This window comes from Aeromonas finlandensis, from assembly GCF_000764645.1.
Classification (GTDB): Bacteria; Pseudomonadota; Gammaproteobacteria; order Enterobacterales; family Aeromonadaceae; genus Aeromonas; species Aeromonas finlandensis.
The window spans coordinates 1-25,457 of record NZ_JRGK01000292.1; the positions used below are offsets into that span (position 1 = coordinate 1).

Sequence of the window (25,457 nt, forward strand, 5' to 3'; positions counted from 1 at the left end):
CTGCACCAGTAGCTGTTCGCAGCCAGCCTGTTTCCACTCCCGTTCGAGATAGTGGCTCACATCCGTCATGTTTTGCCCCCGATATTGAAACTGCACCTCGGCGCTGTGCTGGCTGAGATCCGCAATCTGCTGTTTCAGGGTGCCGCATTGCCACAGGCTGACGGTGGGCACACCCCGTTCGGCCAGCACGATGGCATCTTCCCTGTTCAGTTGCCACTCCTCCAGTTGTGCCTTCGTCAAGGCGACCATCAGCACCAGCAGTACCACTTCAGACAGTTTCATGCGCATCTCCCTACTGCATGTTTCTCCACAGATAACTGTGGCAAAGCGCACGATTTCTGCAAGTTTGTTAACTGTTGGTTAATAACGTAACTCGTTTTCATTATTTCCATTTTCTCATCATTTTTTTATGAAAAATGACGCTTATGATGTAGTAATCCTACGAGCAGTGGAGTAATCTTTGCTCAGTGGTCTTACCAGTAAGGAGTTGCATCATGTTTCATCCCTTTTCTCTGACTCAGATTATTCTTCGTCGCATTTATGTATTGCTGGTGGGCATTCTGGCTTTCCCTGTGATGCTGTTTCGCAGCGATCGTGCCCGTTTCTACAGTTATCTGCACCGGATCTGGAACAAAACCAGCACCAAACCGGTCTGGCTCAAAATGAGCGAGCGTGGCGAGCGGATCTTCTACTAAAAGGTTTTTGGCGATTCAGATGAAAAAGACAGCTTCGGCTGTCTTTTTTTATATGTTTAAAAACATATGGTTAACTATTGCTCTGCTATTATCCGAGGCTCTGTTACTTCCGTGATAGTGTCGGGCTCGTGGAACCTTGTGTTGTGAGGTTTCCCCGATAATGCCCAATCCCGCCAGGTTCCCCTCTCTCGAAGAGCGCTGTGATGCAAGGAGATGCGATGATCATTCGTCAGGCAAGGGCCGCAGATATTCCCGTGTTGGTAGCACTGCGCATGAGGCTTTTCTGCGAGGTGGGGGAGCTTGAGCAGCCGCAGGCAGACCCGGCCTTGTGGCAGGCCACCTTCGACTACTTTACTCGGGCGGCGAGTGAAGAGAGTGCGTTATCCTGGCTGGCCGAGGCTGATAAGCAGGAGGGCGGCAAGCAGATCGTGGCTGCGGGGACGCTGGCGCTGTTTGTGCGGCCGCCCTATCCCGGCAATCTGGCGGGGGTAGAGGGTTATCTGCTCAACATGTATACGCTGCCTGAGTGGCGCCAGCAGGGGATCGCCACGGCGCTGCTCGATGCCATCACCGCCTGTGCCAGAGAGCGTCAGTTGGGCAAGGTATGGCTCCATGCCAGTGAAGAGGGACGCCCCCTCTATGAGCGGATCGGGTTTGTCGCCAATCCTGCCTGTCTGGAGTGGCAACCTGAGGCAGGTTAAGGGTTACAGCTCCGCTCTTGTCGCCCTTGGCCGGTGAGTTTGATTTATTGCAATAAAAATGGGGTCAGATGGGAGCGCGATGACGCGGCCAACTATGCTGATGGAACACGCCACGGTTATCTTATTGATCCACTGCGCAGTTTGGCGATGGTGGGTGTCAGTCTGGAGGACAAGTTTCGATGTTCAATAGCAAACTGAAAGCCGAGTTGCAGCAGTGCCAGGAGCAGCTTCTGGAGCAGCAGGGATTTTTCGACGCAGTGCACGGCAGCGTGGCGACCATCACCTTTACCCCGGATGGCACTGTGCTGGCCGCCAATGATCTCTTTCTCAATGTGGTGGGCTTCAGTGCGTCCGAGGTAGTGGGCCAGCATCACCGTATCTTCTGCGACAAGCAGTATGCCCAGAGCAGTGCCTACCAGCAGTTTTGGGCGGACTTGAAGCAGGGGCGATCCCGTACCGGGGTGTTCCAGCGGTTTAACAAACGGGGTGAGGCGATCTGGCTGGAGGCGACCTATTTTCCCGTCAAGTTGCGGGGTGTGGTGACCAAGGTGATCAAGATTGCCGCCGATATCACGGAGCATCACCTGCAACTGCTCAGTCAGCAGGCGGTGGTGACGGCGCTGGATCGCTCGATGGCGATGATCGAATTTACCCCAACCGGGGAGGTCATTACCGCCAATAGCAACTTCCTCCATACCATGGGTTATACCCTGGCGCAGGTGCAGGGCAAGCATCACCGTATCTTCTGTGACGATAAGTTCTATCGTGAACAGCCCCACTTCTGGGAGGAGCTGGGCCGCGGTCAGTACCAGTCCGGTCTCTTCTGCCGCCAGAACAGCCACGGCAGCACGGTGTGGCTGGAGGCGACCTACAACCCGATCCTTGACGAGAACCGCAAGGTGGTGAAGGTGATCAAGTTTGCCAGCGACATCACCGAGCGGATCAACAAGAGCGATGCGGTGCGCGAAGCGGCCATGCTGGCCCACGATGCAGCGCGGGAGACCCTCAGCTGCGCCGAGCGCGGGGCGGGCCTGCTTGCCTCGGTGGTCGACACCTCCAGCCTGATTGCCAGTCAGCTGACCCACAGCATCGGCCTTATCAACCAGTTGAACGAGCAGTCGCGCAGCATCGAGGCGATTGTCTCCACCATCAGCAGCATCGCCGATCAGACCAATCTGCTGGCCCTCAACGCAGCCATCGAGGCGGCGCGGGCGGGGGATCAGGGGCGCGGTTTTGCGGTAGTGGCCGACGAGGTTCGCCAGCTGGCGGCCCGAACCTCCCTCTCTACCGACGAGATTGCCAAGGTGGTACAGAACAACCGCGAGCTGACCGCCAAGGTCACCTCCGAGATGTCTGACGTTGCCAGCAGCGCCGAGCTGGGTAAACAGCAGGTTGGCGAGGTGGACGAGGTGATGAACGAGATCCGCCGGGAGGCCAACAACGTCTCCAGCACCGTCTCTGATCTGGCCATCTGAACCCCCTGACTTTCTGCCATACCGGGGCATTGACTCAAATGTGAGCAGTCAGTGCCCCAATCTGAACCCCTCCTGTATCGCCCCGCCATTGTGAATTGTTCTGGTTTGGCCCCTTGATTAGGCTTGCCGCCTCATTAATTTCAGAGCAGGAACAGAACAAGATGGCATTACAACAGAAGGGGCGGGCAATGGCCCTGCTGGTTATGGTCGCGAGCATGGGTCTGGGCGGCTGTATGGGGCAGATGGGGCTTTCTGGCATGGTCACCAAGGGCAACCTGAGCGTGGTGGATAACCGCTACGGCCGTGCCGGGGTCTTTATGCTGCTCGCACCTGTCTACGGTCTGGCTGCGACCGCTGACCTGTTCGTCTTCAATACCATCGAGTTCTGGTCTGGCAAAAACCCCATCACCGGCAAATCCCCGGCTGTGGTGGACATGAAAGCCAATCCGGTGATCAAGGTGAACCAGCATCTGGATCCGGCCCTCAAGAAGGTGCCGCTGGCAATGCTGCCACAAGGGGTGCGCGAGGTGGAGATCAGCTACCCGGACGAGCGTACCGCCCAGATGGAAGTGCACTATCTGGATGGCCGCAGCAGCATGATGCGTGGCGAGAAGCGCGGTGAGCTGATGGATATCTACTTCGACGGCCGCTTTGTCTCTACCCTGAGCCGCGCAGAGCTGGAAGAGCGGGCCAATCAGGGCAAGGCTGCTGCCTAAATTCAACTGAATCCAGATCTATCCAGTACCAGATGGGGTATACCTAATCTGCTGGCAAAATTGCCATGATGTCTAAGGGAGTAGACTATGACGGTGAATGGATTGCGATTGGCAGAGTTGATTGGTTCCCTCAGTCATGCGCTCGACATGACCGAGGGGCAACCAAGAGGACACTGTATTCGCTGCTGCTGGATAGGTTCCCGTCTGGGGGAGCGGCTGGGACTGGATGCCCGGCTGCGCCATGACCTCTACTACACGCTCCTGCTTAAGGATCTTGGGTGCAGCAGCAATGCCGCCCGTATCTGCGAGCTCTATCTCACCGACGATCTTCACTTCAAGCGCGATTTCAAACTGGTGGATGGCTCCCTCTCCGAGGTGGTCAACTTCGTGCTGGGCCACACCGGCTTGCAGGCGGATCTGCTGGGACGTTTTCGCAGCCTCTTTCATATCTTTCGCAACGGCGACCAGATTGCCAACGAGCTGATCCAGACCCGCTGTCATCGGGGGGCGGATATCGCTCGCCAGCTGCGTTTCAGTGACGAGGTAGCCGATGGCATCCTCTCCCTTGATGAGCACTGGAATGGCAAGGGGCGGCCCCTGCAACTGGCTGGCGAGGCTATCCCGCTCTTCTCCCGCATTGCCCTGCTCTGTCAGGTGGTGGATGTGTTTCACGCGGCCGCAGGTCCGGATGCGGCGCTCAAGGAGCTTCGCGAGCGCAGTGGCAGCTGGTTTGATCCGGCGCTGGTTCGGGAATTTGAAGCGCTGGCCGACGAGGAGTTCTGGCAAGGGCTGACCGATCCCCGACTGACCGAGTGGGTCCTGGTCCACCCGGCCGGGCAGGGCGAGGTGGCGCTGGATGAAGATTATCTGGACGAAATCGCGGCAGCCTTCGGGCAGGTGGTGGACTCCAAAAGTCCCTACACCGCGGGGCACAGCGGCAGGGTGGCGCTCTATACCGACATTCTTGCCACCCAGATGGGGTTGTCCGAACAGCGCCGACGCTGGCTCAAGCGGGGCGCCCTGCTCCATGACGTGGGCAAGCTCGGGGTGAGCAACGCCATTCTCGACAAGCCGGGCAATCTCGATGCGCAGGAGTGGGCGGCGGTGCAGATGCATGCCGCCTATACCGAGGAGATCCTGAGCCGCATCGGCGCCTTCGAGGAGCTGGCGCAAGTGGCAGGCGCCCACCATGAGCGACTCGATGGCAAAGGCTATCCCAAGGGGCTGAAGGGGAACGAGATTACCCTTGAGACGCGCATCATCACCACAGCCGACATCTTCGATGCCATCACCGCCAAGCGCCCCTATCGCGGCGCCATCCCTGTGCCACAGGCGCTGGAGATGATGGCGGAGAATCTGGGCACTGCCATCGACCCCGACTGCTTTGCCGCCCTGCAGGCGGGTATTCAGGATTTCTCCCTCTACCTCACCCCCGAGCTGCCGCTGGCCAATGCCAGTTAAGGCATGCGGCCTTCAGGGCCCAAGCGGCAAGTCTGACAGCAAAACGCCCCGCAACTGCGGGGCGTTTTGCATTGGGCCTAGTCGGGCTGTTTGCGATGGGGTGGGGTGAGGATCAGCCCCAGCAGGCGGCGCAGGTGGGTGAGCTGTTCGGTCAGCTGGACGTTGAGCCAGAGGTAGCCATTGATGGCCGCCTCGGTGTTGGGGGGTAGCGACACCTGGGTCGCCACCTCGTGCAGGCGGGCGATGGCGGCATCCGCGCCGCGTCCGTCACCGGTTAGCATCATCAGGGCGAGCTGGCTGATCGCCTCCTCGGTGGCCTGATGGCAGGCGTGCAGTTCGCGGGTGCTCTGCATCAGGAAGTGGCTCTCCCGATCGTTCCAGTAGGTGTTGGCCAGCATCTCAAGAGTACAGAGGGTGTTGCGCATGGTGACCTGCACCGCATCAAACAGGGCGACGCTGTGGCGCGTCTCCTTGGCTGCGGGGGCCAGCAGGGCCCGCACTTTGCCGGTCTGGGCCAGCAGTTGGGAGAGATTGTGTTTGAGCCGCGGGCGCTCCAGCACATTGGGGGAGAGGTGGGTGTGATAGAGCCGCCCCGACTGCTGCAGGATCTGGTGCAGTTGCAGTCGCCAGTGGCTGTAGGCCCGCTGGGGATAGATGCTGCAAAAGATCAGCGCCAGCACGGAGCCCAGTATCACGTCGGCACTGCGCCACAGCGCCGTCTCTATGTCCCCCGGCATCGCCCCCATGGTGACCCCCAGGGTAATGCCGATCAGCAGCCCCACATAGGGGCGCTTGCCGAGGGCCAGATAGCCGCAGAGGAACATGATGCAACCGCACCAGATCAGGGTGAGCGGCAGGGAGTAGATCTCCAGATAGAGCGCCACCACCCCGCAACCGGCACCGAAGATGGTGCCCACCACCCGCTGCAGGGCGCGGGAGAGCACATTGCCCCAAAACGAGATGGGGCCCATCACCACCACCAGGGTGATCAGCGGCCAGGTGCTCTCCGGCAGTTTCAGCTCGCGGGTCAGCATAAAGGTGAGCATAAAGGCGAGCGCAATGCGCAGGCCATGGACGATCCGGTAGCGGCCATAGATCAGCAGATCGAGTCGGGAGAGGGGGGTATCAAGACGCACAGTCTGCCTCGTATCAGGTTGCCAGTCAGGTTGGTGACGGGGCGCCGTGCATCCGGCCGACGCCCCGTTCGGTTATCAGGCCAGTCGTCCTTGCAAGGGGTGGATCCAGACCCGCTCGCCAACGGCGATCCCGGGTTGGTCCGGTACGATTTCGATCAGGCAGTTGGCCTCGGCCATGGAGCTGAGAATACCGGAGCCCTGCGGCCCGGTGGTGCGCACCCGCAGCTGGCCGTTGCAGTCCTGATGGAAGATGCCGCGCAGAAACTCGGTGCGCCCCGGGCGGCTCTTCATCTTCTCGTCCGCCAGTGCCGACAGGCGCAGCGGCTGCCACCGCTTGCCCTGCAGGCGGGCGATGGCGGGCTCGACAAATTGCAGCACGCAGATCATCGCCGCCACCGGATTGCCCGGCAGGCCGAAGAAGGGGGTCTGCCCCAGCTTGCCAAAGGCGAGCGGGCGGCCCGGGCGCATCTGGATGCGCCAGAAATCGATCTGGCCCAGTTCCGCCAGCACCAGCTTGATAAAGTCGGCGTTGCCCACCGAGACCCCGCCCGAGCTCAGCACCAGATCGGCGCTGGCGGCGGCCTGCTCCAGCTGCTGGCGCAGGATGGCCTTGTCATCGGGGATGATGCCAAGGTCCATCACCTCGCACCCGGCGGCGCGGATAAGGGCCATCAGGGTGAAACGGTTGCTGTCGAAGATATGGCCGGGGGCGAGCAGCTCGCCCGGTGCCTGCACCTCGTCACCGGTACTGAACAGCGCCACTTTCAGCGGGGTGCGCACAGTGAGAGTGGCCTGACCGAGCGACGCTGCCAGCCCCAGCTGGGGAGCGCCAAGCCAGGTCCCGGCCGGGATGGCGACCGCGCCCTTGGCGAGATCTTCCCCGGCGAGGCGCACATTCTGCCCCGTGCGGATCGGGGCGGTGACGGTGACCCACTCACCTTCAATCAGCGTCTCTTCCCGCATCACCACGGTATCCACACCGGGGGGCAGCGGAGCACCGGTCATGATCTGCACCGCCTGACCGGCCAGCACCGGCTCATGGCGATGCTGGCCCGCCAGCACTTCCCCCACCAGCTGCCAGCGACCGGCGGCGAGGTCATCGCTGCGCAGACCAATGCCATCCATCGCCGAGTTGGCGTGGGGGGGCACATTGATGGGGCTCACCAGATCGGCCGCCAGCACGGCGCCGTGGCACTGGGCCAGCGGTTTATCGATGCAGGCGTTGCTCGGGGTGAGGGCCGCCAGAATGGCGTTGCGGGCCGCCTCTACCGAGAGAAATCCCTTGCCCGCCTCCGGCTCCTTGGTCTGACAGCCGTCAAGCCAGCGGCAGACGAAGTCGGCGATGGCCGCCAGATCGTTGATATCGAGCCGGGGCAGGGTTGTCTCTACAGGCAGATCGCTGGCCAGCGCGATGATGTCGCCGTCCTCCGGAAAGAGCAGCGGCTTGCCAATCTCGGCGCGGTGCAGCTCGATTTTCGGGAAGTGCTCGTGCTTGAACCCCTCGACCAAGAGCAAGTCGAGGCTGGTTTGATCAAAGCTTGCCAGCAGCTGGCGAAAGTCGGCTTCGGCCAGTTCCGTTTCAATGATGCGGGCATGGCGGCGGCGAGAGGCCACCATCATCTGTTGGGCACCCGCCTTGCGCAGGCGATGGCTGTCCTTGCCCGGCTGGTCGATGTCAAAGTCGTGGTGGGCATGCTTGAGCACCCCGATGCGCAGGCCACGATCCACCAACAGGGGGATCAACTGCTCCAGCAAGGTGGTCTTGCCGGTGCCGCTCCAGGCGGCAAAGCCGAGCAGGGGAAGGGTGGGGGCCGGGGTCATGGGGTGACTCCTTGTTGGGGGTCGATAGCCGGGGCAAGCAGACGGGCCTCGTAGGCGGCCAGCTCGGCAGGGCTGTTGAGATTGATAAAGGCATCCGGCTGATCGGCAAAGCTCACCACCGCCATATTGTGGCGGGCAAACCAGATATCGATCTTGCGCTCACCCTCGGCCAGCGCGGCGGTGAGAGAGGGGAGCAGGGATTTGTGCAGCAGGGCCACCACAGGTTGCAGCCAGTCGCCATCGTGGGCCACCACCAGCTCGGTATCCGGGGTCAGGGCGGCGCGAAAGCGGCTCATCAGATCCAGCGGCAGGGCGGGGCCGTCGCAGGGGACGAACAGCACCCAGTCGTGACGGGCGGCGGCAAGACCCGCCTGCATGCCCGCCAGCGGGCCGAGATAGTCGTTGTTGTCATCGCTGATGACCGGGGCCAGCGCCTGATAGCGGGGCTGACTGCGGTTGGCGTTGATCAGCACCTCATCCACCTGGGGGCGCAGGCGCGCCAAAACGTGGTCGATAAGGGGGCGTCCCGCCAGTGCTACCCATCCCTTGTCTTCGCCCCCCATCCGGGTGGCGCGGCCTCCTGCCAGGATCACTGCTGATACGGCAACGGGATCAGAGTGGCTGTCGCTTTTTGAAGTCATGTCGCTCGATGATTTTTAAAGGGGTCGTCTCTTGCAGCTGGCCACGGGCGAGGGTCCATTGCCGCTCGCACAGGTCGGTCAGGGCGTTGCTCTGGTGGCTGATGACGACCAGGCCGCTGCCATGTTCCCGCAGATCTTGCGCCAATGCGGCCATCAGGGCAACCGAATGTGTATCCAGATTGGCGGTGGGTTCATCCATCAGCAGAAAGGCCGGTTGCAGCGCCCAGGCGCGGGCCATCGCCAGCCGTTGCCGTTCGCCACCGGACAAAATGCTGATGTGCTCTCGCGCCAGCCCCTCCAGCTCGACCCGGCGCAGTGCCTCGAACACCCGAAGTTCGCTGGCGAGCTGTTTATCGAGCGCCCAGGCCACGTTGTCGTGCACGGTGCGATCGAACAGATAGGGGGTCTGATGCAGATAGGTGACCCGGCCCGGCCCCAGATCCCGCTTGAGCAGCCGGTTGAGCCGCCGTTGCCAGCGCCCCGGCAGGTTGGTGTGGCCGCGGGTAGGGGAGAGCAACCCCGCCAGGATTTTGAGCAAGGTGGTCTTGCCCACCCCGTTGGCCCCGTGCAGCCAGATGGCATCCCCCGGTGCGATGGCAAGCCGGTCAATCTCGAACAGCTGGCGCTCGCCAAAGCGCATGGTGAGTTGCTGGGCGGTCAGGGCCATGGGGTACTCCTGTTGATACACATTGGGGGCACGAGCAGTTTTTCAGATAGCGGTGGCCGCGCCAGAGATGGGGTCAGCAGCATTTGGTTATGGCTCACAGTGCGCTGCACCATGGTCAGTTCTTCAAATACATGGTCAGTTCTTCAAATAACTGTGGCCGCGACAGGCGGTCAGCAGCAGGTTGAGCAACAGGGCGAGGGTGAGCAGCACTATGCCAAGGGCCACCCCCTGGGTGAAGGCCCCTTTCTGGGTCTCCAGCGCGATGGCGGTGGGGATATTGCGGGTGAAGTGCAGGATATTGCCCCCCACCATCATGGAGCAGCCCACCTCGGTGACGATGCGGCTGAAGGCGCCGATGATGGCGGCCAGCAGGCCAAAACGGCACTCGTGCATCAGGCCGATCAGCGCCTTGGGCCAGGAGACGCCCAGGGTCAGGGCGGTCTCCCAGGCGCGCCGATCGCTCTGGACAAACGCCGCGTGGGCCATGGTGGCGATGACCGGAAAGGCGATCAGCATCTGCCCCACCACCATCGCCTGCTGGGTAAAGAGCAGCTTCCAGTCGCCAAAAGGGCCAGCCCGCGACAGCAGCATATAGAGCAAGAGGCCGATCACCACGGTCGGCACCGATTGCAGGGTATTGATGCAGGAGAGCCAGAGCCAGCGGGCGGGCAGCGGCAGATAGGCCAGCGCAAAACCCAGCAGCAGGGCGGGCAGCAGCACCAGCAGCAGGGCGATACAGGAGACGGAGAAGGAGACCCCCACCACCTGCCACAGTTCGGTGTCACCACTGAATAGCAGGGCGAGGGCCGCTAACGTCGTGTCGAGCAAAGTCGGCATCAGACCTCTCCCTCATAGTGCAGGGCGAGGGCCGCTAACGTTGTGTCGAGCAGAGTCGGCATCAGACCTCTCTCTCATGGTGCAGGGCGAGGGCCGTCAATACGGTCGTGTTGAACAGTGTCGGCATCAGGCGCCTCCCTCAGCGAACCGGGGGAGGGCCATCAACATCATCGCAGGAGTCAGGGTTGCCATTATTTCCCGTTGGCATCCGCGACAAACAGCGCTTGACCGGCCACCTTGAAGTCGCCGATCAGCTTCTGACCATGCTCGGAGACCAGCCAGTTCTTCAGGGTGCGTGCCCCTTCGGTGTTGAGATCCGGGTAGCGCTTGGGGTTGACCAGGATCACCTGATAGGGGTTGAACAGACGCTTGTCACCCTCCAGCAGTACGGCGAGATCCAGCTTGCTCTGGTAGGCGAGCCAGGTGCCGCGGTCGGTCAGGGTATAGGCACCCAGTTCGGAGGCCATGGTCAGGGTCGGGCCCATCCCCTGGCCGATGGATTTGTAACCGGCAAACTCGGGTTTGACGTCAGCGGCTTGCCACAAGGTCTTCTCCTTGATGTGGGTGCCGGACTCGTCACCGCGGGAGATAAAGGTCTGGCCTTGCTCCTTGATGGCTTGCAGCCCCTTGGCGGCGTCGTGCAGCTGGGCCAGACCCGCCGGGTCTTTCGCCGGGCCGACGATGACAAAGTCGTTGTACATCAGGTGCACCGGATCGATGCCAAAGCCTGCATCGACGAACTTCTTCTCGGCAGAGGGGGCGTGGGTCATCACCAGATCCGCATCGCCATTTTCGCCCATCTTCAGGCTCTGGCCGGTGCCGGCCGCCATCACCTGCACCGGATAACCGGTCTCCTTGGTGAACTGGGGCAGCAGCCAGCCCAGCAGACCGGACTGCTCGGTACTGGTGGTGGTGGCGAGGCGGATTGGCGCTTTTGTGGCATCGGCGTCAGCGTGGGCAGCCCCGGCGATCAGCAGGCTGGCGGCGAGGGAGAGAGCGAAACGTTTGAGGTTGTTCTTTATCGTCATCTTGATGCAACTTTTTCAGGGTGAATGAGGAGAGGACAAGAGTAAGCAAGCAGGGTGCCAAACTGTTCCTGTGCCGGTGCATTCACGGTTTGCCGTTTAAAAACAGAAGCTTATTAAAATCAATTAGGTGAGCTTGTTATCGCTTTTAATAATTGGTGTTGGTGCTTTTGATAAGGGAAGGACAAAATGTCCCACTAACGTTCCGGTTATCGGGACATTCTCCGACCTTACGTGCATCCGAGGTACTTTTTTCCATGACGCTCCCTCTCAGCCGCTGGTCTGCCCTCTCCCTGCTTATCGTCGACGATGAGCCCGGCATGCGCAGCTTTCTGGCCAAGGCGCTGGCCAAGCGCTTCGCCCAGATAGAGACTGCCGCCAGCGTGGAGGAGGCGGAAGCCCTGCGCTGCCGCCTTCATTTTGATCTCATCATCGCCGACATCCGGCTGCCGGGGCGCTCCGGCATCGAGTGGCACGAAGCCATCGACCCGGCCACCCGCCGCAGCGACATCATCTTCATGACCGGTTTCGGCGACATGGAGACCGCCCTCAAGGCGCTGCGCCTTGGTGCCAGCGATTTTATCCTCAAACCCTTCAATCTCGATCAGATGGTGCAGGCGGTGGACCGTGTCATCGAGCGCCGCCAGATGGAGCGGGAGAACCTGCTGCTGCGTCGGGAGGTGAGCAAGCTCTTCCCGCCCACCCTGATCGGCGACAGCGACAAGACCCGCGAGCTCAAAACCCTGATTGCCAGGGTCGCCCCCTCCAACGCCGCCGTGCTGGTGGAGGGGGAGTCCGGCACCGGCAAGGAGCTGGTGGCCCGCGCCCTGCATCAACTCTCCGGCCGGATGGGGGCCTTTGTGCCCCTCAACTGCGCCTCCATCGCCCCTGAACTGCTTGAAAGCGAGCTGTTTGGCCACGTGCAGGGGGCCTTTACCGGTGCCCGCAAGGGGCGTGACGGGCTGTTTCGGGTCGCCCATCAGGGCACCCTGTTTCTCGACGAGATCGGCGAGATGCCCCTTGCGATGCAGGCATCCCTGCTGCGGGCGCTGGAGCAGAAAGCCATTCGCCCGGTTGGCGCCGAGCGCGAGCTGGCGGTGGATGTGCGCATTGTCGCCGCCACCAACCGCAACCTCAAGGCCGAGGTGGAAGCGGGCCGCTTTCGCGAGGATCTCTTCTATCGCCTCAATGTGGTGGCGTTGCCGGTGGCGCCCCTGCGGGATCGTATCGACGACATCCCTGCGCTGGTGCACCACTTTACCCCCAGCTCACCGCCGAGATGGGGATGGGTAGCCTAAGCTGGACTCACGAGGATGTGGTGGCCATGCAGGCTTACCCCTGGCCCGGCAATGTGCGTGAGCTGCGCAACCTCATCGAACGCTGCCTGCTGCTGGGCAAGCCTCCGGCGGATTACTGGCAGAGCTGCAAGCCCGCCGAACAGGGGGCGAGCGAGGAGGGCTATCCGCTGGCATGGCCGCTGGCGGAGGTGGAGAAGGCCCACATCCTGCAAGTGGTGGCGAGCCATGATGGCAACAAGTCGGCCGCCTCCCGGGTGCTCGGGGTGGCGCGCAAGACGCTGGATCGCAAATTCAAGGAGTGGGCCATCGAATGAGGAAAGCTGATCGGATGGGGTGGCGATGAAACAGACCCTGCTCTCCCGCTTTATGCGCGTCCTGTTGCCCCGCTGCGTGCGAACAAAAGTGCGCTGGCGCCTTCTGCTGCTCACCTCGGTGCCCATCATGCTCACCCTGGCGGGCATGATCGCGCTCACCCTCTACTGGACCTTCACCTACAGCTGGCAGAACCTGCTCACCACGGTGCGCAGCGATCTCGGGGTGGCCCACCACGCCATCACGGTGCAGCAGCAGCGCCAGACCGAGCGCCTCGAACATCTGCGCGATGCCTGGGCCTTCCAGCTGCGGCTGCGGGAATCGCCGGATCAGCTGCAGAACTGGGTGATGCCGCTGGCGGCCAACTACGGCCTCGATTTTCTGCGCTTGCGCCGCAGTGTCGATCTGGGGAGCCTGACACCGCAGGAGCTGACGGCCTTGCGCGCCGGACGCAGCGTCAGCCACTTCGTGGTCTGGTCACAGCAGGAGATGCACGCCCTCGCTCCTGTGCTGGCCAAGCGGGCGGTACTGTGGCAACGGGATGGCACCAAGCCGGTGGAGAACCGGGGGCTGATCAGCCTGGCACTGACGCCGGTGATGGCTCGCGACGGCTCCCTCTGGGCGGTACTGGAAGGGGGGGAGCTGATCAACGGCAGCACCCGGCTGGTGGATGAGCTCAAGGGGCAGGTGTTTGCCAAAAACACCCTGCCGCAAGGGAGCATAGGCTCCGTCACCCTGTTTCTCGACGATCTGCGGGTGAGCACCAACGTGCCGGTCAGCAGCAGCCGTCAGGTGGGTCGGGCGGTGGGCACCCGGGTCTCGCCACCGGTGCGTGAACAGGTGCTGGGGCGGGGGGAGATGTGGGTTGACCGCGCCTTCGTCCACGACGCCTGGTATGTCTCTGGCTACGAGCCGCTGCTGGGGGCCCGGGGCGAGCGGATCGGCATGCTCTATGTCGGCTTTCTCGAGTGGCCCATCATCCGCACCTACCTCACCAATCTGGTAGAGCTGGGCTCCGGCGTGGTGCTGTTGCTGCTCATCTCGGGCCTGCTGGTCTATCGCGGCGCGCGGGATCTCTTCTCCCCCATCGAGCGGATGCACAAGGTGGTGCGGCAGGTGCAGGCCGGGGAGTCGGCTCGCATCGGCCCGCTGGCCCTCGACCCCGACCACGAGCTGGCCCAGCTCGGTCGCCAGTTTGACGCCATGCTGGACAGGCAGGAGGCGCACCAGCAGCAGATGGCCCGCAGCGCCGACGCGCTGGAGCAGAAGGTGGCCGAGCGCACCCAGAGCCTCAAGCTCAAGACCGCCGAGCTGGAAGATCATATCCATATGCTGACCGAGGCGCGCCAGCAGCTGCTGATCAGCGAGAAGCTGGCAGCCCTTGGCGAGCTCTCGGCCGGGGTGGCCCACGAGATCAATAACCCCTTGGCGGTGATCCTCGGCAACGTGGAGCTGATGAAGCTGGAGCTGGGGGAGGCGGCCGAGCCGGTCAGCGAGGAGCTGGCGCTGGTGCTGGCCCAGATCGAGCGTATTCGTGCCATCACCCGCAGCCTGCTGCAATATTCGCGCCCCGGCGACTACGAGACCGCGCCGGTGTGGCAGCACCTCAATCCCATCATCGAGGAGAGCCTGACCCTGGTGCGCTCCGCCCTGCGCCAGCAGCAGGTGGCGCTGGTGGCCGATCTCAAGGCCCAGCAGCCCATCGAGGCGGATCGCCAGCAGCTGTTGCAGGTGTTGATCAACCTCTTGGTCAACGCCAGCCACGCGCTGGGGGCGCAGGGGGAGATCCGGGTCGAGAGTCGCGACTGGGTCGATGAACTGGGTCAGTTGCGCGGGGCCGAGGTGCGGGTCATCGACAATGGCAGCGGCATCGAGGCGGCCATTATCGACAAGATCTTCGACCCCTTCTTCACCACCCGCGCCACCGGCACCGGACTGGGGCTGGCCCTGAGCCACCGCATCATCAGCCGCTGGGGCGGCGAGCTGCTGGTGGACTCCACCCCGGGGCAGGGGAGCTGCTTTACCGTGCGGCTGCGCAGCCACGCCCTGCTGCCAAGCGGCGGCGAACCGGCCCAGCTGGAAGGGTGGCGCATTGCCCTCAATGCCGAAGGGCGTGAAAGCGGCGGCGAGCGCAGTCAGTAACTCTTCACCTTCGTGCAACTGCAAAGATCCCCGAGCAAGCCTTGGGGATTTTTTTATGCCGCGTCTGCTGATCGGAGGGGGCCCTTGCCGGGCCGCCGGGCATGTCTTTGCACCGGTTGAGGGGCCAACGGCGTCGCTATAAATAGAATTTATGTGTTTTGGCTAAATGACCCCATTTTTATTTATACCAAGGTGAGGTGTGCCCCAAACGCCTGCCACTGCTCGGTTGGGGCCGCTTGCGCGCCTCCTCCGATCTCACTCTTGGTTGGGCAATTGGTTGGGCAAGCGCTGGTGATGACAGAACCGGCAGGGACAACGCGGGCGGGATAAGAAAACACGCCTCTCAGGTCGGGCAGCCAGAGAGGCGGCAAAGTGCCAAAGGGAAGGGTTGCTTTGGGCGATGCCGCTTACTGCGGGCTCCACACCAGCTTGCCGCTCTGGGTCAGGTCATAGCCGCCGAGGCGGGCCGCCAGCTCGCGCCCCTCGGGGGATTGCAGCCAGCCGATCAGCTGTTGCAGCAGGGTGCGAAAGAAGACCCCTTGTGGCATCACCAGATCGAAGCACTCCTGCGACAAGGGCATAAAGCCGAGGCCAAACTCGGTGGCGGTGCTCTGGGCGCCGGGCCCCACATCCGCATCGCCACGGCTGATGGCAGCGGCCAGCTCTCGCTCGCTGTTGACCTCGAGGGTGCGCTCCAGCCGGGTCAGCGACTCCCCTTGCGTTTGCAGCCACTCCTGCAGGGCGCGCTGGCTGCCTGCCCCTTCCTGACGCATGGCCCAGCGCCAGTCGAGCGCCTCTTTCGCCTCTTTGGGTTGCAATCCCTGGCGCAGCACCAGCCCCTGCACCCGGCGAAATCCATGAACGATCACCCATTGCCGGTGGCCCTGATACTGCTGCACCAGCGCCGGATGGCGCAGGTGGGCCTCTTCGGCCTGCCCCCAGTGGATGGCGCACAGATCCACATGGCCGCGTGCCAGCATCGCCAGCCCCTGACGGGTGCCGCACGGGGTGTAGCCCACCAGTGCCTGGGTGCCGAGCTGCTGGGCCAAGCGGCTGCTGGCGTAGTGGAGCAGCACATCGTCCGAGCCCGCCAGCAGCAGCCGGTCGTTCATCACCCCCTCGTGGCAGCTGCCGAGCAGCCAGCGATCGAGCAGGGAGCGGGGAAACAGCCATTTGCCGGTCGCCTTGGTGGCGGGGATGCGCGCCTCGTTGGCGAGCTGGTAGACCTTCTTCTCGTTGAGATCAAGGTACTCGGCCACCTGCTTCACGTTCATAAACTCGTTCATGGCTTGTTCCTGACCCCTGTGGTGGCCTGTGTGGTGGCGTGGTCGAGATACAGAGCGATCTGTTCGGCACTCATAAACTCGTTCATTGCCTAGTCCCGCATCCCGCGACCGGCCGAACTTGGCGCCAGCACTGGCGGCTTCTCGTCCAGCTGCAGGTGGTCGTGGCCGCTGAATACCTCGAAGTGGCGCCCCTTGGCGCGGGCAATCATGGTGATGCCGAGCTGGCGGGCGAGATCCAGCCCCATCTGGGTGACGCCGGAGCGCGACAGCAGCACCGGAATGCCCATCTGCGCCACCTTGATCACCATCTCCGAGGTGAGCCGCCCGGTGGTGTAGAAGATCTTGTCGTGGCCAGCCTCGCCGCGCATCCAGAGCTCGCCCGCCAGGGTATCCACCGCATTGTGGCGCCCCACGTCCTCGACAAAAGAGAGGATTTCGGCGCCGCGACAGATGGCGCAGCCATGGACGGCACCGGCCATCTTGTAGGTTTCGTTATGGGCCGACAGCGCCTTAAGCAGGGCGTAGAGGGTGCTCTGTTTCAGCTCTGGCGCCGCCAAGACCACCCCTTCGAGCTTTTTCATCACGCTGCCATACATGGTGCCCTGACCGCAGCCGGAGGTGACCGTCTTCTTCTCCAGTGACTTATCGAGATCGGCGGCCTGCTGGCTGCTCACCACGGCGGCGGCCTCGCTCTCCCAGTCGACGATGACCGACTCGATGGCTGCAATATCCTCGATAAAGCCCTGATTTTTCAGATAACCCAACACCAGCGCCTCGGGGCGGGCACCCAGCGTCATCAGGGTGACGATCTCCTTCCAGTTGAGGTAGACCGTCAGTGGCCGCTCACAGGCGATTTGGCGGGTTTGCAGCGTGCCCTGCTCATCCATCACCTCGACGGCCATGGTGAGCTGGGCGGCGGCATTGCTTTTGATAAAGGTCGGTGTCATGGGCCCCTCGCGACCGGTTGCCGGGATCTAAGGGGAGGGTTACAGCAAGTTTTGTTCCAGATTGTGTGAATTGGTAAGTGAATCGTAAGTTTGATAAAGCATACTTAAAAATAAAATGGAAAATTCTAACTGCTCAAGGGTATTATCAGTGAGCTAGAAAAATTGATTAGATAAAGAACAATGCCTATGCGCCAATGTTGATGTATTGGATGCAGGGGGAGTACATATACAATGAGCTATGAGAGAGGGCGCTTTGAATATTCCTGTAAGTGTACATTCGTTATTTGATGATGCTCGTGCAGTTATCGCTTTTATTGGTACACTATATGCGCTTTATTTTTATCATGCAAAAATAGGTTTTAAACTAACGGCATCATATGTTGTTTCTGGTGATAAATACAGTGATGCTCAAATATCAAAACTTATCGTCAGTAATAAAAAGGATAAGCCGGTTGTAATTTGGTCAATTCATCTCGTATTAGATAATGACATTAAAATTGATTTATATAGGCCACAAGAGCCTGTTGTCCTGAAAGCAAAAGAATCTGTTGCGATTACAATTGATAAATACGCATACTTAACGGTCGGTAGTGATAGAATTCAGCCTAACTTCTTATCTCAGCAGATAGATTTCTACATAAACACAGGAAATAATCTGGTTAAATGTCAGCATGAAGAAATTAGAGATAGTTTTCTTCTAGATATGACACTGGCCACTATAAATAGACCTACATTTGATGGTCATATATACAATGATTCTGTTCTGTATATTTTGATTTATATTTTAGATGGCAAGAAGCATACTGCATTTATAGATGTGAATGGATTTATTGGTAATGAATGGGGGCGCGTTCCAAATAGTTTTGGAGACCACGTTATAACACCTGAGTTGATTCAATCAATGTTAACTGATTATGGATATGATGAATTGTTTTCTAACTATGTTTGTTTTCAGCGGACAGGTGCAGATTTCGATTTTTCTTTCAAAAAGAAATGTAATGATAAAAACTAACAATCTTGAGCTGAAAATTAATAACATGTTTCCAGCTGAAAGTTGCGTATTGGAATTCCTGCATACCCTGCTCACCTTGAATCCCGTTTGTTTGGCTAAATCGTAGGTTGGTGCTGAACGAAGTGAAGCCCAACGTTTACCGTGAACAGCCATATAAAGGCAATAATCGGATAATTCGGTGTTATTCGATTATTGCTATCCCTGTCGATTAGGTTCTGGCGGATTGGTTTTACGCCATATGTCGCTCAGCACCAACCTACGCCCGCGCCGGCCCATATCCCGCACAACGCGCCAACCCGCATCAAAGCCCCCATCGGCTACCAAGCCTGCCTTGGCCCCACTCTTGCTAAGTCTTATCCCATTGATGGCCGTGGCCGCCATGAATCTCCTGCTCTGATCCGCCTCGAACGGGGTGGATCACGGGGGAGGGCGGCCCGGCAGAGACCTTCTGATGGGAGCCGTGACAGTGCAAGAGACAACCAAACCCCTCTCCCCGCAGCGCTGGCTGCAACTGGAGTTAAAGGCCATCGACAGCCAGGTTGGCCGCTGGCAGAGCCGCCGTTTTGAGATAGCTGCGCTCCATCCCGCTGAACCTGAGGCTGCCGGTGCCTTGCCCCTTACCCTGTTTCGCGATGAGCGGGGGGATTATCGCTTCAACTTGAGCTCCGGCTCGCCCCGCCTCTTTGTCACCGGAAGCCGCGTGGACAATGGCTTTGTGGCCGATGGCCTCACCCTGAGCCAGACTGTGGCCGCCGCCTATATGGATGGCGAGCGGCAGGTGCTCTCCTGCCCGCTGCCCGAAGCGCTGCAAGCCTGGGTGGAGGCCTTTATCGGTCGTCACGGCGAGCTGCTGGAGGCCCGCCGCAAGGGCAAGAAGGGCAAGGGACGGGCGCAGGATCAGCTCGGTGTCGATACGGTAGATCAAGCCAGCTGCGGCGCCGTTAACGCCACCGGCCCCGATGGCCGCGAGCGTGGCAGTGACAGCGGAAACAGCGGCCATGAGTGAGTTCCTCAAGCGCTGGTCGTCTCGCAAGAGTGAGGCGCGCAAGCATCAGGCATTGCAGCCACGGGAAGAGGTTATCCCCGAGGTGGTTGCAGCCCCCATCGAAGGCAGTGGCGAAGGTGAAACTCCAGATAACTCGCTGGATAGCCCCGTAGTCAGCACTGACAAGGGGAGCTGTGAACCCCTTGCCGTTGAGGGGGCCGAGAGTGGCGAAACACCGCTAACAACGGCTCAGACGGGCAAGGCCAAACTCCCCGACAAGGAGGCGCTGCGGGCCATGTTTCGCAGCCATAAACCGGATGGGCTCGACGACTACACCCAGGATTTCAGCCAGCCCGAATTGCTGCCTGCGGCTCTGACCGCTGGCCTGCGCAACTGGCTGGTGGAACAGGTAACCGCCCCTGACAGAGAATCGGTCAATCCGGCCACAGGATCAGCTGAACCGGTGGCGATTGTCAGCGAACCGGCCGCCGAGCCGCCCGCGCTGGCTGATAACCATTCTCAAACCCCCACCGACGATCGGGACATTTTGGCTTCCTTTGGTGGACAAAATGTCCCAACCAAGGGTGGGGGAATGGAACCCTCAGGATCCTGACTCCCTGTCAGTCACTTTTTTTCCGGGGGAGTTGGCTCGCCTCTTGCTCTCTCGGCTTACCAACAAGCGCCCATCCCATGAGGTGGCGCGCCCAGGAGTGTATGTGAGCACTGAACAAACATTGCCAAATCTGACCTCAAATCTGGCCCACGGGGCGGATAACGCGCGCGCTCGCGCCTATGCCCTGCAGCATACGGTCAAGACCGATAACCTGATCCCGGCCACTGTCTCTTACCAGAGTCAGGGGCGCCTGCTGCTGGTCGGCCCGGAAGATCGCATTCGCCGCGCTGCCAGCCTGCTGCCCGCCGGGGTGAAGCCCACTCTGCTGGTGACCGAATCCGTTTTTGACGCCGAGGCTGCGGATCTCGAGGCCATCTTCGAGGCTACCGCCGCTCTAGACGCCCTGACCCTGCGCGAGCCGAGCCTGACAGGGTATCTCGGCCAGTTCCAGCTCACCGGCCTCAATGGGCAGGGGGAGCGGGTTAACCTTGCGGCGCTTTGCTTCCCACAACAAGGCTTTCCACAACAAGCGACTGTTGTCAGTGAACAGCCACGCGAACCGCGCTTCGATCTGGTGGCCGATCTGGGCCGCACCCCGCTGTTTGCGCTGGAGCGCCCGCCGGTCGGTTATCTGCATCTGGCCGATGACACAGACTTGGCTGAACGGCTCGCCGAGATCTGCGCACTGACCGGTATCTTCGACAAGCCACGCTATTTTCGCCTGGACCCCGAGGCCTGCGCCTTTACCGCCCGCGGCGTGCCCGGTTGCAGCCGCTGCCTCGATGTCTGTCCGACCGATGCCCTCAAGCCCATCAATGGTCGCATCCAGATCGATCCCCATCTCTGTCAGGGCTTCGGTAGCTGCGCCTCTGCCTGTCCGACCGGGGCGATTGCCTATCACCAGCCCGATGCCAACACCAGCGGCGACTACCTGCTGCGCTTGCTCAAGCACTACCGGGAGGCGAGCGGCGAAGCGCCCCAGTTGCTGATCGCCGGTGAAAACGAGCGCGAATGGGTGGAAGCCGAACTCACCCGCCTGCCCGCCAACTGGCTGCCGATCTGGGTGGAGGAGAGCGCCAGCTTAGGCATCGAGAGCTGGTTTGCCGCCCTCGCCTATGGCGCCAGCGCGGTGCGCATTGCACTGGGCGATGATGCCCCCGCAAGCGTCCGTGCGCTGGTTGAGCGGGAGCTGGCCAGCGCCGCCGTGCTCTTGGCGGGCGCCGGTCTCTCTGCCGATCGCATCGCCCTGTTTAACCCTGATGCTGAACAAGATAAGCCGATCTCCGGTGAGCCAGCTGTTGCCCTGCTGGACAAGCCGCTCAAGGGGGACAAACGGGAAAATCTGTTTGCCGCCTTCGATGCCCTCTGGCAGGCCAATGAGGGGCGCCGCGAGCCGCTGGCGGTGCCCCACGGTGCCCCATACGGCAGCGTTGAATTGAAAGAAGCTGACTGCACCCTCTGCATGGGTTGCGTGGCGGTCTGCCCGAGCCGTGCCCTGCATGCGGTGGGCCATGCCCCCGGCCTCAACTTTATCGAGCAGGATTGCATCCAGTGCGGCATGTGTGAAAAGGCCTGCCCCGAGCAGGCCATCGTGCTCACGCCCCGCCTGCAACCCGTGCCCGAAGCGCGCCGCGCCGTGCAGAGCCTGAAAGCCGAAGAGGCCGCCTGCTGCATTCGCTGCGGCAAGCCGTTCGCACCCGCTTCGATGATCCGTCGCATCCAGCAAAAACTGGCCGGTCACTCCCACTTCCAGAACGAGGCCGCCCAGCGGTTGCTGATGTGTGAGGATTGCCGGGTGAAGGATGTGTTTGCAGCGCTGGCGGCGGATCCTGCCGCCCAGCTCAAGATATGAGGGGCCTGTGATGAATCAACAACTCAATGACAACGCAGGCGAACTGACCATGACCGAACTGGAACAGAGTAGCGCCGATCTCTACGCCCTGCTGGCGAGCCTCTGGCGCGCCGCTCCCCGAGGCGAACAGTTCGCCTGGCTGCAAGGGTTGCAGGCTATGCCGGGCCCCTTTGCCAGAGGGCTGGGGCTGGTGCAGCTGGCGGCCAGCAGCCACCACGAAAACGAGCTTGCCGAGGAGTATCAGGATCTCTTTATCGGTCTGGGGCGCGGGGAGATCGTGCCGTTTGCCTCCTGGTATCTCACCGGCTCATTGATGGAGCTGCCGCTGGCGGTGCTGCGCGCAGACCTCCAGTCGCTGGGTTTCGAGCGCCAGAGCGGGGTGTGCGAGCCGGAAGATCATCTGGCCGCCCTCTGTGAGGTGATGGCGGTACTGATTGCCGAGCAGCACCCGGATCGCAACCGCTTCTATGAGCGCCACCTTGCCCCCTGGGTACTCGCCTGCTGCCGTGATCAGCAACAGGCGAAAGGGGGTAGCTTCTACCGGGCGGTCGGCGCCCTTGCCGAAGATTTCTTCAAGCTGGAAAACGAATTGCGCCTGCCGTTTGGCGCCTGCGTGGTGCCGGGCTGAACGCCCCTATCTGTGCATAACAAGACGAGCAGATGAGATATCCCATTGGACGCGAAGCTGGCGCGCAGGCGCCGGAAATTACAAAAACAGAGGTCACAAGAATGAGCGATGAAAAGCTGAAAGACCCGTCCCGCCGCAATCTGATCAAGGGAGTTGGCGTGGTCGCCACCATAGGCGTATTGGCCGGTGCCACCGGTCGGGTGGTGGGCAAAGAGGTGCTGACCCACGACACCGAGCCTGACAAGGGCTATCGGGAGACCCCCCATGTTCACGACTTTTATCGCACCCTGCGCGGCACCGACTGAGCCGGATCAGTGAAGGAGAATTCATGAAACTGACAAAACGTGCCGAGCAGCCCCCAGTGGGCGAGCAGGGCAATGAGGCCACTCGCGGTCAGGGGCTGACCCGTCGCGCCTTTATGGTCAACTCCGGTCTGGTAGCCGGTGGCGCCGTGGCCGCCGGTTGGCTGGCCCCAGCCATGATGCAGCGGGCCGAGGCCAAAACCGTGGCGGCCGAGGTGCCGGTCGAGGTGAAGCGCACCATCTGTTCCCACTGCTCGGTGGGCTGCGGCGTCTATGCCGAGGTGCAGAACGGCGTCTGGACCGGTCAGGAACCGGCCTTCGATCACCCCTTCAACCTTGGCGGCCACTGCGCCAAAGGGGCGGCCCTGCGCGAGCACGGCCACGGCGAGCGTCGCCTCAAGTACCCGATGAAGCTGGTGGGCGGCAAGTGGCAGCGTATCAGTTGGGATCAGGCCATCGAAGAGGTGGGCAACGAGGTGCTGCGCCTGCGCAAGGAGTCCGGCCCCGACAGCGTCTACTGGCTCGGCTCGGCCAAGCACTCCAACGAGCAGGCCTACCTGTTTCGCAAGATGGCGTCGCTGTGGGGCACCAACAACGTGGATCACCAGGCGCGCATCTGCCACTCCACCACGGTGGCTGGCGTCGCCAACACCTGGGGCTACGGCGCCATGACCAACAGCCTGAACGACATGCACAACAGCAAGTCGATCATGTTCATCGGCTCCAACCCGGCGGAGGCCCACCCGGTCGCCATGCAGCACATCCTGCTGGCAAAAGAGCGCAACGGCTGCAAGATCCTGGTGGTCGACCCGCGCCGTACCCGCACTGCCGCCAAGGCAGACATGTATCTCTCCCTGCGTCCGGGCACCGACGTCGCCTTTATCTGGGGCATGCTCTGGCACATCTTCAAGAACGGTTGGGAAGATAAAGAGTTCATCCGCACCCGCGTCTACGGCATGGACGAGGTGCAAAAAGAGGTGGCGCGCTGGACCCCGGCGGAAGTGGAGCGGGTGACCGGTCTTAACGAACAGCAAGTGCACGATGCCGCCAAGCTGCTGGCCGACAACCGTCCCGGCTGCGTGGTCTGGTGCATGGGCGGCACTCAGCACACCACCGGCAACAATAACACCCGCGCTTACTGCATCCTCGAACTGGCTCTCGGCAACGTGGGCAAGAGCGGAGCTGGCACCAACATTTTCCGCGGTCACGACAACGTGCAGGGCGCCACCGACTTTGGCGTCACCTCCGACTCCCTGCCCGGCTACTACGGGCTGGAAGAGGGCTCCTGGAAGCACTGGGCCCGGGTGTGGGATGTCGATTACGAGTGGATCAAGGCGCGTTTCGACAACAAGGCCTACAACGGCAAGCTGCCGATGAACAACAACGGCATTCCGGTCTCCCGCTGGGTGGACGGGGTGCTGGAGAATGCCGATCTCATCGAGCAGGGCTCCAACATCCGCGCCATGTTCTACTGGGGCCATGCGGTCAACTCCCAGACCCGCGGCCCGGAAATGAAGAAGGCGATGCAAAAGCTCGACATGATGGTGATTGTCGACCCGTACCCCACCGTCGCCTCGGTCATGAACGATCGCACCGACGGCGTCTACCTGCTGCCGGCCACCACCCAGTTCGAGACCTATGGGTCCGTTACCGCCACCAACCGCTCCATGCAGTGGCGCGACAAGGTGATCGAGCCGCTGTTCGAATCCAAGGTCGACCACGAGATCATGTATCTGCTGAGCAAGAAGCTCGGTTTTGCCGACCAGCTGTTCAAACACATCAAGGTTGAGAACAACCAGCCACTGCTGGAAGACATCACCCGCGAATACAACCGCGGCATGTGGAGCGTGGGTTACACCGGCCAGAGCCCGGAGCGGCTCAAGGCGCACCAGCAGAACTGGCACACCTTCCACAAGACCAACCTCAAGGCCGAAGGCGGCCCGGTCAGCGGCGAAGTGTATGGTCTGCCCTGGCCCTGCTGGGGTACCCCGGAGATGAAGCATCCCGGCAGCCACATCCTCTACGATACCAGCATTCCGGTATCGGAAGGGGGCGGCGGTTTCCGCGCACGTTTCGGCATCGAGTATCAGGGCGTCTCGCTGCTCGCCGAAGACTCCTGGCCGAAAGGGAGCGAGGTGGAAGACGGTTATCCCGAGATCACTGCCGACCTGATGAAACAGCTCGGCTGGTGGGATGAGCTGACCGAGGCCGAGAAGAAAGAGGCCGAGGGCAAGAACTGGAAGACCGATCTCTCTGGCGGCATCCAGCGGGTCGCCATCAAGCATGGCTTCGTCCCCTATGGCAACGCCAAGGCGCGCTGCGTGGTGTGGACCTTCCCGGATCAGGTGCCCAAGCACCGCGAGCCGCTCTACACCCCGCGCCGGGATCTGCTGGCGGACTACGCCACCTGGCCAGACTCCAAGAGCCTGTGGCGCCTGCCGACCCAGTACGCCTCGGTGCAGGAGAAGGACGTCAGCAAGGAGTTCCCGATCATCCTCACCTCCGGCCGTCTGGTGGAGTATGAGGGGGGCGGCGACGAGACCCGCTCCAACCCCTGGCTGGCCGAGTTGCAGCAGGAGATGTTCGTCGAGATGAACCCGGCGGACGCCAACGATGTCGGGGTGCGCGACGGTCAGGATGTGTGGGTCGAGGGGCCGGAAGGGGGCCGAGTCAAGGTGAAGGCGCTGGTGACCCCGCGGGTCAAACCGGGGCTCGCCTTTATGCCGTTCCACTTCGGCGGCCACTTCGAGGGCAAGGATCTGCGATCCAAATATCCGGAAGGGTCTGACCCTTATGTGCTGGGGGAGTCGGTCAACATAGTCACCACCTATGGTTATGACCCGGTCACCCAGATGCAGGAGACCAAGGTCACCCTGTGCCGTTTTCGTAAAGTAGGAGCCTGATC

General features: G+C 61.5%; 22 protein-coding genes and 1 pseudogene. 14 read left to right on the top strand and 9 right to left on the bottom strand.

From position 1 onward, the window contains the following. On the bottom strand, positions 1-282 hold a 282-nt coding region (locus LD28_RS0118155; protein ID WP_033138352.1), incomplete at its 3' end, for a hypothetical protein. A gap of 212 nt (positions 283-494) precedes the next feature. On the opposite strand from LD28_RS0118155, the gene LD28_RS0118160 reads away from it, so the two are divergent. The 5 genes from LD28_RS0118160 to LD28_RS0118180 all read left to right on the top strand — a co-directional run bounded on the left by LD28_RS0118160 (position 495) and on the right by LD28_RS0118180 (position 5,048). Continuing rightward, positions 495-695 carry a YbfA family protein gene (locus tag LD28_RS0118160; RefSeq protein ID WP_005334863.1) on the top strand — a complete coding sequence of 67 codons (201 nt, stop codon included), beginning with the start codon at positions 495-497 and terminating at the stop codon, positions 693-695. A gap of 218 nt (positions 696-913) precedes the next feature. Next, positions 914-1,396 carry a GNAT family N-acetyltransferase gene (locus LD28_RS0118165; protein ID WP_033138329.1) on the top strand — a complete coding sequence of 161 codons (483 nt, stop codon included), beginning with the start codon at positions 914-916 and terminating at the stop codon, positions 1,394-1,396. Positions 1,397-1,575: 179 nt separating this feature from the next. After that, on the top strand, positions 1,576-2,871 hold the full coding sequence (locus tag LD28_RS0118170) for a methyl-accepting chemotaxis protein (RefSeq protein ID WP_033138330.1): 1,296 nt from the start codon (positions 1,576-1,578) through the stop codon (positions 2,869-2,871). Between the two features lie 161 nt (positions 2,872-3,032). Next, a complete protein-coding gene (locus LD28_RS0118175) occupies positions 3,033-3,587 on the top strand; it encodes a DUF3332 domain-containing protein (RefSeq protein WP_033138331.1) in 555 nt (184 codons plus the stop codon). 87 nt (positions 3,588-3,674) lie between these two features. Then, positions 3,675-5,048, top strand: a complete 1,374-nt coding sequence (locus tag LD28_RS0118180) for an HD-GYP domain-containing protein (RefSeq protein WP_033138332.1) — start codon at positions 3,675-3,677, stop codon at positions 5,046-5,048. Positions 5,049-5,125: 77 nt separating this feature from the next. Here LD28_RS0118180 and LD28_RS0118185 read toward each other — a convergent pair whose 3' ends face one another. The 6 genes from LD28_RS0118185 to LD28_RS0118210 form a co-directional block, all read right to left on the bottom strand. Further along, the gene (locus LD28_RS0118185; protein ID WP_033138333.1) at positions 5,126-6,184 is read right to left on the bottom strand and encodes an FUSC family protein; all 1,059 of its coding nucleotides are present in this window, start codon (positions 6,182-6,184) and stop codon (positions 5,126-5,128) included. Between the two features lie 75 nt (positions 6,185-6,259). Beyond that, positions 6,260-8,005 (bottom strand): bifunctional molybdopterin-guanine dinucleotide biosynthesis adaptor protein MobB/molybdopterin molybdotransferase MoeA, encoded by a 1,746-nt coding sequence (locus LD28_RS0118190; protein WP_033138334.1) that lies wholly within the window; start codon positions 8,003-8,005, stop codon positions 6,260-6,262. Then, entirely contained in the window at positions 8,002-8,646 is a 645-nt protein-coding gene (gene mobA / locus LD28_RS0118195) for a molybdenum cofactor guanylyltransferase MobA (RefSeq protein WP_033138335.1), read from the bottom strand. Before mobA ends, LD28_RS0118190 begins: the two co-directional genes overlap by 4 nt. Further along, entirely contained in the window at positions 8,618-9,313 is a 696-nt protein-coding gene (locus LD28_RS0118200; protein WP_033138336.1) for an ABC transporter ATP-binding protein, read from the bottom strand. The genes mobA and LD28_RS0118200 overlap by 29 nt, the downstream gene beginning before the upstream one ends. Before the next feature lie 135 nt (positions 9,314-9,448). Next, a complete protein-coding gene (locus tag LD28_RS0118205) occupies positions 9,449-10,150 on the bottom strand; it encodes an ABC transporter permease (RefSeq protein ID WP_033138337.1) in 702 nt (233 codons plus the stop codon). 191 nt (positions 10,151-10,341) lie between these two features. Then, positions 10,342-11,178, bottom strand: coding sequence for an ABC transporter substrate-binding protein (locus LD28_RS0118210; RefSeq protein ID WP_033138338.1), 837 nt, complete (start codon positions 11,176-11,178; stop codon positions 10,342-10,344). A gap of 254 nt (positions 11,179-11,432) precedes the next feature. On the opposite strand from LD28_RS0118210, the pseudogene LD28_RS0118215 reads away from it, so the two are divergent. Beyond that, a pseudogene (locus LD28_RS0118215) lies at positions 11,433-12,787 on the top strand (sigma-54-dependent transcriptional regulator). 25 nt (positions 12,788-12,812) lie between these two features. Continuing rightward, complete coding sequence (locus LD28_RS0118220; protein ID WP_081959617.1) at positions 12,813-14,927, top strand: sensor histidine kinase; 2,115 nt, start codon at positions 12,813-12,815, stop codon at positions 14,925-14,927. Positions 14,928-15,334: 407 nt separating this feature from the next. On the opposite strand, the gene LD28_RS0118225 is transcribed toward LD28_RS0118220, so the two are convergent. After that, positions 15,335-16,201 (bottom strand): helix-turn-helix transcriptional regulator, encoded by an 867-nt coding sequence (locus LD28_RS0118225; protein WP_013723539.1) that lies wholly within the window; start codon positions 16,199-16,201, stop codon positions 15,335-15,337. Positions 16,202-16,302: 101 nt separating this feature from the next. Next, the gene (locus tag LD28_RS0118230) at positions 16,303-17,160 is read right to left on the bottom strand and encodes a formate dehydrogenase accessory sulfurtransferase FdhD (RefSeq protein WP_033138339.1); all 858 of its coding nucleotides are present in this window, start codon (positions 17,158-17,160) and stop codon (positions 16,303-16,305) included. Between the two features lie 253 nt (positions 17,161-17,413). On the opposite strand from LD28_RS0118230, the gene LD28_RS23205 reads away from it, so the two are divergent. The 7 genes from LD28_RS23205 to LD28_RS0118265 all read left to right on the top strand — a co-directional run bounded on the left by LD28_RS23205 (position 17,414) and on the right by LD28_RS0118265 (position 25,455). Further along, on the top strand, positions 17,414-18,172 hold the full coding sequence (locus tag LD28_RS23205) for a hypothetical protein (protein WP_156120309.1): 759 nt from the start codon (positions 17,414-17,416) through the stop codon (positions 18,170-18,172). A gap of 451 nt (positions 18,173-18,623) precedes the next feature. Then, positions 18,624-19,178 (top strand): DUF3305 domain-containing protein, encoded by a 555-nt coding sequence (locus LD28_RS0118240; RefSeq protein ID WP_033138341.1) that lies wholly within the window; start codon positions 18,624-18,626, stop codon positions 19,176-19,178. Next, complete coding sequence (locus tag LD28_RS0118245; RefSeq protein WP_033138342.1) at positions 19,171-19,770, top strand: DUF3306 domain-containing protein; 600 nt, start codon at positions 19,171-19,173, stop codon at positions 19,768-19,770. Before LD28_RS0118240 ends, LD28_RS0118245 begins: the two co-directional genes overlap by 8 nt. Before the next feature lie 103 nt (positions 19,771-19,873). Continuing rightward, on the top strand, positions 19,874-21,622 hold the full coding sequence (locus LD28_RS0118250) for a 4Fe-4S dicluster domain-containing protein (RefSeq protein WP_033138343.1): 1,749 nt from the start codon (positions 19,874-19,876) through the stop codon (positions 21,620-21,622). Positions 21,623-21,632: 10 nt separating this feature from the next. Beyond that, positions 21,633-22,250: a TorD/DmsD family molecular chaperone gene (locus LD28_RS0118255; RefSeq protein WP_033138344.1), complete on the top strand. Its 618-nt coding sequence runs from the start codon at positions 21,633-21,635 to the stop codon at positions 22,248-22,250. A 101-nt stretch (positions 22,251-22,351) separates the two neighbouring features. Next, the gene (locus LD28_RS0118260) at positions 22,352-22,555 is read left to right on the top strand and encodes a transcriptional initiation protein Tat (RefSeq protein WP_021229865.1); all 204 of its coding nucleotides are present in this window, start codon (positions 22,352-22,354) and stop codon (positions 22,553-22,555) included. Positions 22,556-22,578: 23 nt separating this feature from the next. Next, positions 22,579-25,455 carry a formate dehydrogenase subunit alpha gene (locus tag LD28_RS0118265; protein ID WP_033138345.1) on the top strand — a complete coding sequence of 959 codons (2,877 nt, stop codon included), beginning with the start codon at positions 22,579-22,581 and terminating at the stop codon, positions 25,453-25,455. Positions 25,456-25,457 lie beyond the last annotated feature (2 nt).